Genomic DNA, 13469 nt, shown 5'->3' with positions numbered 1-13469 from the left:
CAGAATGGGATTAGCCATCAACACGTTTTGTCCTATAACCCGAGAGTAAGGTAGCCTCAGATATGTGGGGCTGCCTTATTTTATGGTCTTATCAGAAGGATGAGTTCCTAACGGCTTGTCTGAGTCTCTCCAGGTCATCTGCATCAGGGTGAGACAATGCACAGTCAAAATTCTGGATCAATACATCAAGATTTGCCGGATGATCGGGAGCATCCTTCATTTTCAAGTAGCGTTCCCGGACAGACTGTGGCATTCTGCCCTGACACATATACTCTCCGACGATAATATTACTTGCATCAACGAACTGCTTAACCTGATTCAGGATTTTCCGGAAATAGATATCACTGCCACCAAAGCCAGCAGTTCCAAACAGAAAAATCTGTTTATTCTTTAACTGTGATAATAGCTGTAATGTCTTGGTATCTGCATTTCCCTTGTCTGTCCAAAATCCGATATAGAGCAGTTCGGAAGAAGGAATCACTGTGTCGGACACACCGAAATACTCACATTCATCCTGAGGTAATGCCTCGTGGATTGCATCAGCCAGCACCTTGGTATTACCTGTTAAGCTGCTATAAACGATGGAATATTTTTTATTCTTCATATCATGTTGTCTCCTTTCATAGGATCATGAAATTATCATATCGCATTCCTATTTTAGCTCGGAAAGCATGATTTGTCGAATGAATTTTCCATAAACATTTTACAGAGCGAAATGGATAGTTGCTTTTCCTGCCGCTTGTGATAAACTTGTTCATAAGTGGGGGAAAAATCATGGACAGAACCCCGATAAGGGAAATGGTCACGGAGGAAAGCATTACTTATACCGGAACCTTTTACCGGGTGCTGGCAGACGGAACCAAAGAGGAAATCCCGGTTCCGGGCAAATGTGATGTGCCTGCCGGAGAGCCTCTGGTCATCCGGTCAGTGCTCCCACAGGATTATCATGAAAATACGATCGCCATCAGGTCCTCTCTGGAGAATGTGCGCATTTACATCGGTGGGGAACTGAGGGCGTTGTATGATACGGAGAATACCAGACCTTTTGGGAAAAATTCTGCCAGTGGGTATGTGTTCTGCGAGACATCCGGCGAGGATGCGGGGCAGGAAGTGCGGATTGAACTGCAGTCCTTTACCGACAAGTATTCCGGTGTCGTCAACACGGTATATTGTGGGGACAAATCAGATATCTGGGCATATATGCTCCACTGCTATTTTATGGTAACTCTGATCGCCTGCACCATGCTGTTTGCCGGACTGGTCGTGCTGATCATCAGTCTGGTGCTTGATATTATATATAAGACGAGATTTGATCTGGAGTACCTGGGATGGTGCATGATTTTGGGAGCAGTGTGGATGCTGGGAGAATCGAAGCTGCGCCAGCTGTTCGTTTCCAATGCTTCTATTCTGTCGAATATGTGCTTCTTCGTTGTGATGCTCTGCCCGGTTCCGCTCATGTTCTATATTGACAGTGTGCAGCAGGGAAGGTACCGGAAGGTCTATCATGTGGCAGAGTGTATCACCTGTGTGAACTTTGTACTATGCACATCCTTACAGCTACTGAATATCGCAGATTTTATCTCGACAATGTTCTTGTCCCACCTAGTGATCGCAGGAACGTTCCTGACAATATTTATCACCATTTTCCGGGATCTCATCAAGGGAACGGCGAAACATTACAAGCTTCCGCTGATCGGACTGGTAGCTGCCATGATTGCAGTCATGCTGGAGGTGACAGAGGTGTATCGAGTGGTGTCAATGTCAGGGATTTTTATCGCAACCGGACTGGTGGTCCTGCTGGTCGTTACGCTGATCCAGACAATGGACCGCATCCGCGAGCTGGAGCTGGCCAGGCAGAGAGAGGCCAGGGAAAGCCTGGATTATCTGACAGGTCTTCCTATGCGTCATAAGGGTGAAAAGCTGATCCTTGAGAAAATGCAGGAGCATGATGGCTGTCTGGGATTTGTCGATATGGATAATCTTAAGAAGATCAACGATGTCTATGGACATAAGGCGGGGGATCGTGCTCTCAGGCTGGTAGGAGCAATGCTCACAGAGTGCATGGAGAACGCAGTGGTCTGCCGGCTGGGAGGAGATGAATTCCTGTTCTATCTGCCGGAGGCATCAGAAGAAGAGATGAACATGCGGATGAGAAAGCTGTTTGAAAGCTTTGGTGCGGCAAAAAATCTCACGGTAGAGACTTCACCGGCATCCCTGTCCTGCGGTCTGTGCATGTGCAGACAGGGAGGAAACTTTGAAGAATATTATATGAGAGCGGACAAGGCATTGTATTATGTCAAACAGAATGGTAAGAACAGTTACCGGTTTTATGAGAAGCTTGAGGAACAGCAGACGGATGCATAGGCCAGAAAAAATGACCTGGAGGCAATCACCGGAGCATCATCCTTGCGTGAAGCCATCAAACGATTCTGGACCTTCCGTGTTCCATGGGGATGGACATACATGTGGTGAGCATGGATGTGGAAACCATAGCTGTCATTAAGAAGAATAAAAAATACAACACGAAAGGATGTGTCAAGGTAATGCAAGAATTATCGTGATACATCCTTTTGTATTTGGATTGATTATTTTTCTTTCCCTGCTTGTCGGAAGTAATGGATGGAATGTATAATATTGTTAATGATCCAGAGATATTTATTTTGGAAACAGATTAATCAATTTGGAGGAATAAAATATGTTAGAAGTAGGAAAAAAAGCACCGGACTTTGAATTGCCGGATCAGAATGGAAAAATGCATAAATTAAGCGATTATGCAGGAAAAAAAGTGATCCTATATTTTTATCCAAAGGATAATACACCAGGATGTACGAAGCAGGCATGTGGCTTTTCTGAGCGTTATCCACAGTTTACTGAGAAGGGAGCTGTTATTCTCGGAGTAAGCAAGGACTCTGTAGCGTCTCACAAGAGATTTGAAGAAAAATACGGACTGGCATTTACGCTATTAGCAGATCCGGAGCGTAAAGTTATTGAAGCATATGATGTCTGGAAAGAAAAGAAAAATTATGGAAAAGTATCTATGGGTGTAGTAAGAACTACATATCTTATTGATGAGCAGGGAATCATTATAAAGGCAAATGATAAAGTCAAGGCGGCAGATGATCCTGAAAATATGCTTAAGGAATTGGCATAATGAAGATTATTTTATCACCTGCAAAAAAGATGATTGTAGATACCGATAACTTAGCACCGGTTGAACTGCCTGTCTATATTGATAAGACAGCAGAAGTATTAAACTGGATGAAAAGCAAATCAAAAGAAGAACTGAAAGCTATCTGGAAATGTAATGACAAGATTGCAGAGCAGAACTTTAACAGATTGGAAAATATGGATCTTTATAACAGGCTTACTCCGGCTGTTTTAGCATATGAAGGGATTGCATTTCAATATATGGCACCGTCTGTGTTTGAAATCCAGCAGTTTGAGTATTTGCAAAATCATTTAAGAATCTTGTCTGCGTTTTATGGCATTTTAAAACCAATGGATGGTGTGACTCCTTATCGTCTTGAAATGCAGGCAAAGGTTGGAATTGGAGATGCAAAAAATCTGTATGAGTACTGGGGAGAATTGTTATACCGTGCAGTAATCGATGACAGTAGGATTATCATTAATCTTGCATCAAAAGAATACTCAAAATGTATAGAAAAGTATCTGACACCACAGGACAGATATATTACGATTGTATTTTGTGAGTTATCCGGAGATAAATTGGTAACAAAAGGTACCTATGCCAAGATGGCTCGTGGTGAAATGGTCAGATTCATAGCGGAAAATAATATTGAAAATCCGATGGAGATTCAGAAATTTGACAGACTCGGATATTCGTTTAGGTCTGATTTATCTTCAGATTCAGAATATGTATTTGAACGCAAAATAAAATAGTTATTCAGGTAAAAGATGCTCAGTTTGGCATCTTTTATAATAATGAGAATTATTACTATTTTCTTGTTGACAACAGGATAATAGTGACATATAATCCTTATTAAGAAGTAATCCTAATAAGGAGGACAAATGACAAGTAGGAGAAATACCATTCAAAAAGATCTTGTAAGAAATGCCGTATACGAAATGAGAAGACACGTTACGGCAAATGAAGTGTATGAATTTATAAAAGAAGCATATCCAACAATTGGAAAAGGAACTGTATATAGAAATCTTGATATATTGGTAGAGGAAGGTGCATTAAGAAAGGTTGAAGTTCCGGATGGACCGAACCGATTTGATTTTACATTGAAAAATCATTACCATGTAAGATGTATAAAGTGCGGTGAAATTTTTGATGTGGATATGGATCAAATACCGGATTTGCTGGAAAGAATTCATAACACTCATGGAATTGAATTTGTGGATTATGATATTTCATTTAAAGGCATTTGCCAAAAATGCAGGGAGAAAAAGTTGTAAAGAAAATGGAGGTAAAAGAGATGGCAGCAAACAAATATGCAGGAACACAGACAGAGAAGAATTTGCAGGAGGCATTTGCAGGGGAATCACAGGCAAGAAATAAGTATACCTATTTTGCTTCTGTAGCGAAAAAGGAAGGTTACGAGCAGATGTCAGCATTGTTTTTAAAGACTGCAGATAATGAGAAAGAACATGCAAAGATGTGGTTCAAGGAATTAGCAGGAATTGGTGACACAAAGGAAAACCTGGCGGCAGCGGCAGAAGGCGAAAATTATGAGTGGACAGATATGTATGAAGGCTTTGCTAAAACAGCTGAGGAAGAAGGATTCCCTGAGCTTGCAGCAAAATTCAGGGCAGTAGGTGAGATTGAGAAGCACCATGAGGAAAGATATCGTGCACTTCTTAAGAATATTGAAACTGCACAGGTATTTGAAAAGAGCGAAGTTAAGGTATGGGAATGCCGTAACTGCGGACATATTGTGGTAGGAACTAAGGCGCCTGAAGTATGTCCGGTATGTAATCATCCACAGAGCTATTTTGAAGTACATGAAGAGAATTATTAAGGAGATGAGATTATTACGAAGAAGAAAGTGATTAATTCAAAAAAAGCAGTAATGATAGGCTGTGGCTTTGTTGGTTCTGCATCGGTATTTGCTCTGATGCAGAGTGGCTTGTTTACAGAGATTGTCCTTATCGATGCAGATAAGAACAAGGCAGAAGGAGAAGCGATGGATATCAGTCATGGTATTCCATTTGCGAGTCCGATGAAAATATATGCCGGAGATTATGATGATGTGGCTGATGCTGCAATTGTTGTCATATCTGCCGGAGCGGGACAGAAACCGGGAGAGACAAGGCTTGATCTCGTAAATAAAAATGTAGCAATATTTAAGTCAATCATTCCTGAAATAGCAAAGAGAAATTTTGCAGGTATCATGCTTGTAGTTGCGAATCCGGTAGATATCCTGACTCAGGTAGCCATAAAGTTATCAGGACTTCCAGAAAACAGGGTTATTGGATCGGGTACTGTGTTAGATAGTGCTAGATTAAGATATAAGCTTGGTGAGCATTTATCTGTGGACAGCAGGAGTGTTCATGCATTTATAGTAGGTGAGCATGGAGACAGCGAAGTTGTAGCATGGTCATCAGCCAATGTATCTGGTGTTCCATTAAGTGAAATGTGTGAAATGCGTGGACATTACAAGCACAAGGAAAACACGGCAGAAATAGCTACAGCAGTCAAAAACAGTGCTTATGAGATTATAAACAAAAAGCACGCTACATATTATGGAATTGCAATGTCTGTAAAAAGAATCTGCGAAGTGATTATGAGAGATGAAAAATCAATACTTCCTGTATCACACATGATGCATGGAGTATATGATATTGACGGAGTATCGTTAAGTATGCCAGCTATTGTAGGTGCAGATGGTATTGAGTCTGATATACCTATTAATTTAAGTGGAGAGGAAGCGTTAAAGCTTAAGGAATCTGCAGATTCATTGAAAAAGATTATGGAGACAATTGAATTATAAATTTTACACATGGAAGGAGAAAAAGGCATGGAAGTAAGATATTATATTTGTAAGCATTGTGGAAACATTGTTGAAAAGGTAAAGGATAAGGGTGTACCTGTAATTTGTTGCGGAGAACCTATGCAGGAATTAAAAGCCGGAGTGACAGATGCCGCTGTCGAGAAGCATGTACCTGTATATACGATAGAAGGCAGTCATATTCATGTCGTGGTCGGAGAGACAAAACATCCAATGCTTGAAGAGCATTTTATTGAGTGGATTACATTAAATACAAACCAGGGAATATACAGAAAACAGTTAAATCCAGGGCAGGAGCCGGTAGCAGATTTTTATCTTTGCGATGGTGAACAGGTAGAAGAAGTATATGCATATTGTAACCTGCATGGATTATGGAAATGCTAAAAACATAAATGTATTATGATAGGATTATACCAATGAAAGAAGAACTAAGTATAGATATCATCGGACTTGCAGGAGCCTGTTCTTATGCTTTGGACTGTATAGAAGCAGAGTTGGTGAATATCAAAAACAAACATGGAAAAAGAGTGGCTTATATAAGTATATGCATGGCTGAATATTGGAAAATTCAAGGTGATGAATTACAAGATTTAGCCATGTGTGCTTTACTGCATGATAATGCTTTGACACAATATATTTCGGAAGAACTGAAAAAGGATTCCGTTATTAATTGTAAAAAAGATTTATCCGAGAAAAAAACAAATCTTCATTGTATTTATGGAGAAAAAAATATTACTAAAATTCCATTTAAAACAGATGTGTCAAATGTGATTTTGTATCATCATGAACATGCCGATGGAACAGGTCCTTTTCAAAAAAAGTGGAATGAAATTCCGTTGTTTGCAAGGATTATTCATCTTGCAGATACCATTGATATTATAGGAAATAACACGGGAACTGGAAATAACAGTTGGAATTTTATATGTCAGTACCTTTTAAAAAATAGGGATGGATTATTCGATTCAGAATGTGTGAATGCCTTTTTTCATGCATTCACACATTCTGAATCATTTATATGTTTAAGTGATAATTCTTTTGAAATGAAGCTATGGGAGATTATCCCAAGACAAAAACGGGTTTTTGATTGGAAAACGTGTAAAAATGTTGCAGATTTTTTTGCAAAGATTGTAGATTATAAATCTTCTTTTACAAGCAGACATTCTATAGGAGTGGCTGAAAAAGCAGCTTTTTTTGCTCAATATATCGGATATGATTCTATTAATGTGCAAAAAATTTATCTGGCTGGTGCACTGCATGATATTGGGAAGATGGCAGTAGGCAATGAAATTTTGGAAAAACCGGATAAGCTTACGGAAGATGAATTTTCAAAAATGAAGAATCATGCTGGCTATACATACCTTATATTATCAGAGGTTAATGATTTTGAAGAAATACGAGACTGGGCAGCTTTCCATCATGAAAAATTAAATGGAAAAGGGTATCCTTTTGGAAAAACCGCAGCTGAATTAAATGAGCCGGAACGTATTATGGCATGTATTGATATTTATCAGGCATTAACCGAGGACAGACCATATAAGAAAGGTTTATCGCACGAAAAAACGTGTGAGATGCTCGATGACATGGCGAAGAAAGGTTTTGTTGATTCTGATATTTCCAGGAAAATTAGGAAATGTTTTGGTGGAATCTATTAATTATAAGAAGATATTTACACAGAAAGTTCAACATCAGGAATTTATACATAAACTTGATGAATTTATGGAACATCACAATGATGAGGTAGAAGATCAAGATGAACAGATTATGGGAATTTTAAAATATCTCACAGAGTGGTTAGTTAATCACATTCTGTATGTCGATGGTCAAATTCCAAAAGGCTGATATAGTAAGAAAGGTTGTTATTTTTTAGAGAGTAGCAGCCTTTTTTATTTTGAATATAAAATATGACACATACACTTGACAATATGCATACGTAGAAGAAACGCATCAAGTGCTTGCTAAGCGAAACTTTGTGCTGGCAGTAAGAGGAGGTATCTTTGGTGATAAACCAACTGCTTACTATGACTTTGGAGAGTAGAAAGCGACAAGATAGCTGTTTATTGGATGAAATAGGACATTTCTTCCCAAAAACAGTATGTTTATGGTATACTAGCTATTAGTAATGCGATTTCAACCGACATTACATATTATGGTGAGAAATTAATACAAAGGACTATTCTTTCACAGCTTATGATGCAGGTGCAGGGCAGTGATGCCCAGGTAAATGGTGAAGGTACCTATACGGACAGCAGAGACCATGGTAAACAGTTTTCAGTGGGCAGATTAGGTAACTTTGACAAGAGCGAGGAAACGAAAATGACGGAAAGTAAGATACTTCTGGTATTAGATAAAAAAGATTATGAGGATGGCATGCCAGTATTTGAAAGAAAGTGCGTCCGGGCAATCATAGAAAAGAATGGAAAAATTGCAGTCCAGCGCGGAAGGGCAGGGGACTGCAAAATATTAGGCGGCGGCATGGATGGTGAGGAAGATTTTGAAACGGCACTTTCCAGAGAAGTATTAGAAGAGGGCGGCTTGATATTATGCCCGGGAAGTATGCAGCTGTTGGGCGAGATAGAAGAAAAACGCCGTGATTTATTTGAAACAGATAAAATATATCACTGTCACACCTATTTCTTTGCCTGTGCAGTTAAGGAGAGAACAACAGAACCGCATATGACAGAAAGCGAGAAGGCAAAAGGCTATCATCTGGAATGGATGACACCGGAAGAGATTGTAAAAGCAAATGAGCCATTTTCGAAGGAACCGTGGATATATCGCGATACTGCATTTATTAAAATGTTGATGGAGGGAAATTTATGAACACAGGATATGAGGGAATCCTGCAATTTCGGGGAAAGTGGAGAGATTATCAGGAAAGAGTACTCTTACATGCACAGCAGTATTTGAAGGATGGAAAGATACATATTGTGGCAGCGCCGGGTTCCGGCAAGACTACACTTGGAATAGAACTGATTCGGAGGCTGGGAGCACCCTGCCTTATTTTTTCACCTAGCATTACCATCCGCCAGCAATGGCTGATGCGTATACAGGAGGGCTTCTTAACCGAAGAGGCAGATCCACAGGAAATATTATCCAATAATTTGAAACAGATGAAACAGATGACTGCAACGACTTATCAGGCATTGTACAGTGCCATGAAGCGGGAGCAGGGCACACTGGAAGAGGACAGCGGGGAAGCGGCAGAGGAAGATGCAGCAGCCAGTGAAGCGGTGGATGGAGTAGATGCGGCAGACAGTAAAGTGGCAGCCGGCGGAGTGACAGAAGAAGCAGATGGAGAGAAGGAAACGGAGCAGGTTGACTACCGGGATTTCGATATTTTTAAGGCAGTAAAGGAAGCCGGTATTACAACAATTTGTCTGGATGAGGCACATCACCTTCGTAGTGAGTGGTGGAAGGCACTGGAGACTTTCTTAGACAAGCTGCCGGATGTGAAAATCATTGCATTGACAGCAACACCGCCATATGACAGCACACCGGCACAGTGGAAGCGTTATATCGATATGTGCGGACCGATTGATGAAGAAATCTTTACGCCGGAACTGGTAAAAGAAGGAAGCCTCTGTCCGCATCAGGACTACGTTTATTTTAACTGGCCGACAAGAGAAGAGGAAGCATATGTCAGGGAACATCAGAAGCGGATGCAGATGCAGGTGCAGAAAATGATGGCAGATGAGACATTGCGAAGAATCGTATCTTCCCATCAGGGGCTTATGCATCCGGAAGAATACAGTGAGCGGTTCTTAGATAAACCGGAGTATTTTACAGCACTGCTGGTATACTGCCAGGCAAAAGGGATTCCATTTTCCGGTTATTTAAGGAAGCTCATCGGAACAAAGGGAAAGCTGCCGGGAATGGATGCACACTGGATGGAAGTGTTACTGCAGGGTGTTCTTTATGAGGACAGAGAGTCCTATACCATGATGGAAGCAGAGCGGGAAAGCCTGCTGCAGGAATTAAAAGAGGCAGGAGCCATCTACCGGAACAAGGTTGCACTGCGGGATAATGAAGCCATAAAAAAGGTACTTATGAAAAGCCAGGGAAAGATGGAGAGCATCCATACCATTGTGCAGGCTGAGTATGAGGCACTGGGAAATGATTTACGCCTTCTGGTTCTCTGCGATTATATTAAGAAAGACAAATTGCCGGAGATTGGAAGTAAAGATACACTGGTTACAGAGCTTGGTGCAGTGCCGATTTTTGAATATTTAAGGCGGCAGAACATGACTGGAATCCGGCTGGGTGTACTGAGCGGAACAGTGATAATCGTTCCAATGGCAGTGGAAGCAAAACTGCCGGAATTGCTGGCACAGTATGGCTGCAGCGGAACGTTAAATCCACTGGGAGATATCGGATACGGACAGCTTATGATAAAAGGAAAGAGTACCCACACCGTAGCTGTTGTGACGGAGTTATTCCGCCAGGGAGAGATTCATACACTGATTGGAACCAAGTCATTGCTGGGAGAAGGCTGGGATGCACCGTGCATCAATTCCCTGATACTGGCAACTTATGTAGGGTCTTTTATGCTGAGTAACCAGATGCGTGGAAGAGCAATCCGTACCGATAGAGAGCAGCCGGATAAGACCGGAAACATCTGGCACCTTGCCTGTATTTTTCCAAAAGAGCGGGGACAGCAGAGTAATACCGATGCAGAGGGCGATTATGAAATGCTGGAACGCCGGTTTGAATCATTTTTAGGAGTATCCTGCAGGGAAGATGTAATCGAAAGCGGAATCGGTCGGCTGGACATTCCAAAGATAACATCAAAATATGAGGTAGATAAAGCAAACCGCATGATGCTTGAGCGTGCAAAGGACAGAAATGCATTGAGGCTGCGATGGAACCAGTCCTTACAGGAAGTGCGAAATCAGATGGAAATAGAACAGATAGATGAAATTGCAGCAAAAGAAATAGAAACCGGATATATCTTTATTAATGCGGTCTGCATAGAAATCATACAGGTAATACTTGCAATGCTCTTAATGAGTGGAAGAATGATGGCACAGAAGCTTGGTAATCATCCGGCTTTCCTGTTACTTGGAATTGCGCTGTTAGCCGCATTTGCCGGAATTGTCTATCAGGGGATACGTCTGTTTAAATTCAGCACCCCGGCAAGACGGATGAAACAGCTTAGCGAAGCAATGCTAGATGCATTGAGGGAATGCGGGGAATTAGAGGATGGTGCCCATTGCAGGACAGAAGTAGAATCCTTTAACGGACTTGTGGTAGGTACCTGGCTTAAAGGTGGAACCACCAGAGATAAGACAACCTATTCTGCCTGCATGGAAGAATTGTGGGGTGTTATTGATAATCCAAGATATCTTCTTATCCGGGAAAAAATCTTTGGCACATCAAGAGAGTGTTACAGTGTCCCGGAAATATTCGGAAGACAAAAGGAACGTGCCCTGATTTTTGAAAAACATATGAAAAGGGCTCTTGGACCATACCATGTGGTATATACAAGAACCCCGGAAGGACGAAAATTATTATTAAAAGAGCGGACACGCTCCTTTGTAAATCAAAACCAGAGCCTTTTGCAGGGAAAGAAAATTGCAAAAGGATATTAAGAATAATAAGAATTTTCAATTTTCGGATACTTTTTATTTACTCCAAAGAAAAAGAGGAACAGTCCTGCAACCAGTAATCCTGTACCAACGAAGAACCACAGGAAGAAGAACGGAACGGTATCTGCTTTATACATAAACCAGTCCGGAGAGAAGGTTCCCCAGATGTTAAAGAGGATATGGAAAAGCATGGAAGGATAAATGCTGCGGCTTTTCTCGCAGATAAATCCAAGAACAATTCCTACCACAAAGGCATAAACACCCTGAATCATATTCATATGGAACACACCAAAGAGCAGTGCCTGCAAGAAGTTCGCAACCCAGAAAGGCATTGCTCTTTTTGCATATTTCAAAGTCAGTCCACGGAAAATCAGTTCTTCACAGACAGGTCCAATCAGAACGGAATAGAGAACCAGAATCGGGGAAGGCTCATCCAGTCCCACCGATTCTACCAGGTTACTGTAATATTCCAGCCAGTGCGGGTTAATGGCTGCAGTAAAAGATACAATGTAATTGGTAATATACTGTAATCCTACTGCAGTAATAAGAATGCCGAAGATAACCGGAATATTAAATGGTTTCCGTACATTTTCCGGTTCTGTCTGCCGGAACTTTTTATAATACCAGTAGGCAAATACCACAAGGGCAACAGTACCGTAGGCTGCACTGACACCGGCATTAAAATTGGCGGTGGAAATAATATTTAAAAATGCATCCATACAGTCATCGATAGAAGTTGCCCCTTTGGTATAAAAACCACCCAGCAGGGCAAGCCCCACTGCCGGAATGGAGATAAGCTGCTGCAGGCCAAATGCCAGCAGAGCCGGAAGAAAACAGAACATAATTCTGCCAAATCGCTTCATGAAAAAACCTCCTCAAGTATCATCACTTTTCTTGGCACATTATAACAATTATGAAGCGAATATGCAAACTACTGAGGTACTGCCTGTTTAAAAATACATGGAAAAATGTATTTTTAAATGCAGATAAATACTCTCCGGGTACTTGTGAAATAGGCGGAATCATGCTATACTAGGCGTTATGTTGATATATTTTATGATGTTGTATGAAATATAAATTCACATAATTATAATCAGAGGAGGAATAAATATGAAGAACATGAAGAAATTTGCAGCACTTTTATTAACTGCAGCAATGACAGTAGCAATGGTAGGATGTGGCTCATCTGTAGCTGCAAACACAGTAAATTCCAAGGATGACCTTCCGGGAAAGAAAATCGGTGTTCAGCTTGGAACAACCGGAGATGCCGATGCAACAGCATATGAGGACGAAGGAAGCACCGTAGAGCGTTACAACAAAGGTTCTGATGCAATTCAGGCATTAAAGACCGGTAAAATTGATTGTGTAATCATCGACAAGCAGCCTGCAGAGGCATTTGTTGAGAAGAATGATGACTTGAAAATTTTAGATGATACCTTTGACGCAGAGGAATATGCAATCTGTATCGCAAAAGATAACACAGATTTAACAGACAAATTCAACAAAGCAATCGAAGAGTTAAAAGCAGATGGAACAATCGATACTATCATCAGCAACTATATTGGTGATGAAACAGGAGAGCATCCATATGAGACTCCGGAGGGAACAGAATATCCAAACGGAAAACTTACCATGGCAACCAATGCGCAGTTTGAGCCATACGAATATTATGATGGTGACAACGTAGTTGGTATCGATGCAGATATCGCAAAAGCAATCTGTGACAAGCTTGGTTATGATTTAGAGATTGAAGATATGGAATTTGATGCAATCATCGCAGCAGTATCTTCCGGTAAAGCAGATTTTGGTGCAGCAGGAATGACTGTAACAGAAGACCGTCTTAAGAACATTGACTTTACAGATACTTATGCAACAGCAAGCCAGGTTATTGTAGTAAGAAATAAATAAT

The 13469-nt window shown here is 40.9% G+C and carries 13 protein-coding genes and 1 pseudogene; 12 read left to right on the top strand and 2 right to left on the bottom strand.

Annotation, left to right across the window (positions count from 1 at the left end):
• Positions 1-91 precede the first annotated feature (91 nt).
• Positions 92-604 (bottom strand): flavodoxin family protein BilS, encoded by a 513-nt coding sequence (gene bilS / locus DWX65_RS09995; protein WP_118173367.1) that lies wholly within the window; start codon positions 602-604, stop codon positions 92-94.
• Between the two features lie 194 nt (positions 605-798).
• Here bilS and DWX65_RS09990 point away from each other — a divergent pair, with 194 nt between their 5' ends.
• The 11 genes and pseudogenes from DWX65_RS09990 to DWX65_RS09935 all read left to right on the top strand — a co-directional run bounded on the left by DWX65_RS09990 (position 799) and on the right by DWX65_RS09935 (position 11563).
• Positions 799-2364 (top strand): GGDEF domain-containing protein, encoded by a 1566-nt coding sequence (locus tag DWX65_RS09990; RefSeq protein ID WP_242997853.1) that lies wholly within the window; start codon positions 799-801, stop codon positions 2362-2364.
• Positions 2365-2695: 331 nt separating this feature from the next.
• Positions 2696-3151: a thioredoxin-dependent thiol peroxidase gene (bcp, locus tag DWX65_RS09980; protein WP_117947559.1), complete on the top strand. Its 456-nt coding sequence runs from the start codon at positions 2696-2698 to the stop codon at positions 3149-3151.
• Positions 3151-3900: a peroxide stress protein YaaA gene (gene yaaA / locus DWX65_RS09975; protein WP_117947558.1), complete on the top strand. Its 750-nt coding sequence runs from the start codon at positions 3151-3153 to the stop codon at positions 3898-3900. Before bcp ends, yaaA begins: the two co-directional genes overlap by 1 nt.
• Positions 3901-4029: 129 nt before the next feature.
• Entirely contained in the window at positions 4030-4422 is a 393-nt protein-coding gene (locus DWX65_RS09970) for a Fur family transcriptional regulator (RefSeq protein ID WP_117947557.1), read from the top strand.
• A gap of 20 nt (positions 4423-4442) precedes the next feature.
• Positions 4443-4985, top strand: a complete 543-nt coding sequence (gene rbr / locus DWX65_RS09965) for a rubrerythrin (RefSeq protein ID WP_117947600.1) — start codon at positions 4443-4445, stop codon at positions 4983-4985.
• Between the two features lie 27 nt (positions 4986-5012).
• The gene (locus DWX65_RS09960; RefSeq protein ID WP_117841718.1) at positions 5013-5957 is read left to right on the top strand and encodes an L-lactate dehydrogenase; all 945 of its coding nucleotides are present in this window, start codon (positions 5013-5015) and stop codon (positions 5955-5957) included.
• A 27-nt stretch (positions 5958-5984) separates the two neighbouring features.
• Positions 5985-6359: a desulfoferrodoxin family protein gene (locus tag DWX65_RS09955; protein WP_117947599.1), complete on the top strand. Its 375-nt coding sequence runs from the start codon at positions 5985-5987 to the stop codon at positions 6357-6359.
• Positions 6360-6367: 8 nt separating this feature from the next.
• Entirely contained in the window at positions 6368-7627 is a 1260-nt protein-coding gene (locus DWX65_RS09950; RefSeq protein WP_199535045.1) for an HD domain-containing phosphohydrolase, read from the top strand.
• Positions 7614-7814 (top strand): annotated as a pseudogene (locus tag DWX65_RS09945) (bacteriohemerythrin); the annotation flags it as partial. The gene DWX65_RS09950 and the pseudogene DWX65_RS09945, both read left to right, overlap by 14 nt.
• Positions 7815-8162: 348 nt before the next feature.
• Positions 8163-8795, top strand: a complete 633-nt coding sequence (locus tag DWX65_RS09940) for an NUDIX domain-containing protein (RefSeq protein WP_242997852.1) — start codon at positions 8163-8165, stop codon at positions 8793-8795.
• Positions 8792-11563, top strand: a complete 2772-nt coding sequence (locus tag DWX65_RS09935; RefSeq protein WP_118173365.1) for a DEAD/DEAH box helicase family protein — start codon at positions 8792-8794, stop codon at positions 11561-11563. The genes DWX65_RS09940 and DWX65_RS09935 overlap by 4 nt, the downstream gene beginning before the upstream one ends.
• On the opposite strand, the gene DWX65_RS09930 is transcribed toward DWX65_RS09935, so the two are convergent.
• Positions 11560-12423, bottom strand: a complete 864-nt coding sequence (locus DWX65_RS09930) for a type II CAAX endopeptidase family protein (protein WP_118173364.1) — start codon at positions 12421-12423, stop codon at positions 11560-11562. The genes DWX65_RS09935 and DWX65_RS09930 overlap by 4 nt on opposite strands.
• 247 nt (positions 12424-12670) lie before the next feature.
• On the opposite strand from DWX65_RS09930, the gene DWX65_RS09925 reads away from it, so the two are divergent.
• Positions 12671-13468, top strand: a complete 798-nt coding sequence (locus DWX65_RS09925) for a transporter substrate-binding domain-containing protein (RefSeq protein WP_117697968.1) — start codon at positions 12671-12673, stop codon at positions 13466-13468.
• Position 13469 lies beyond the last annotated feature (1 nt).

This window comes from Roseburia sp. AF20-18LB (genome assembly GCF_003461185.1).
In the GTDB taxonomy this organism is placed as follows: Bacteria; Bacillota; Clostridia; order Lachnospirales; family Lachnospiraceae; genus Roseburia_C; species Roseburia_C amylophila.
Note: the sequence above shows the minus strand (reverse complement) of the source record. Positions and strands in the feature narration are given on the sequence as shown.

Bases quoted from the DNA above. Each gene is read 5' to 3' on its own strand.
- DWX65_RS09940 (WP_242997852.1), top strand. From the start codon at position 8,163: ATGATGCAGGTGCAGGGCAGTGATGCCCAGGTAAATGGTGAAGGTACC.
- DWX65_RS09930 (WP_118173364.1), bottom strand. From the start codon at position 12,423: ATGAAGCGATTTGGCAGAATTATGTTCTGTTTTCTTCCGGCTCTGCTG.
- bcp (WP_117947559.1), top strand. From the start codon at position 2,696: ATGTTAGAAGTAGGAAAAAAAGCACCGGACTTTGAATTGCCGGATCAG.
- DWX65_RS09950 (WP_199535045.1), top strand. From the start codon at position 6,368: ATGTATTATGATAGGATTATACCAATGAAAGAAGAACTAAGTATAGAT.
- yaaA (WP_117947558.1), top strand. From the start codon at position 3,151: ATGAAGATTATTTTATCACCTGCAAAAAAGATGATTGTAGATACCGAT.
- DWX65_RS09970 (WP_117947557.1), top strand. From the start codon at position 4,030: ATGACAAGTAGGAGAAATACCATTCAAAAAGATCTTGTAAGAAATGCC.
- bilS (WP_118173367.1), bottom strand. From the start codon at position 604: ATGAAGAATAAAAAATATTCCATCGTTTATAGCAGCTTAACAGGTAAT.
- DWX65_RS09990 (WP_242997853.1), top strand. From the start codon at position 799: ATGGTCACGGAGGAAAGCATTACTTATACCGGAACCTTTTACCGGGTG.
- rbr (WP_117947600.1), top strand. From the start codon at position 4,443: ATGGCAGCAAACAAATATGCAGGAACACAGACAGAGAAGAATTTGCAG.
- DWX65_RS09925 (WP_117697968.1), top strand. From the start codon at position 12,671: ATGAAGAACATGAAGAAATTTGCAGCACTTTTATTAACTGCAGCAATG.
- DWX65_RS09955 (WP_117947599.1), top strand. From the start codon at position 5,985: ATGGAAGTAAGATATTATATTTGTAAGCATTGTGGAAACATTGTTGAA.
- DWX65_RS09935 (WP_118173365.1), top strand. From the start codon at position 8,792: ATGAACACAGGATATGAGGGAATCCTGCAATTTCGGGGAAAGTGGAGA.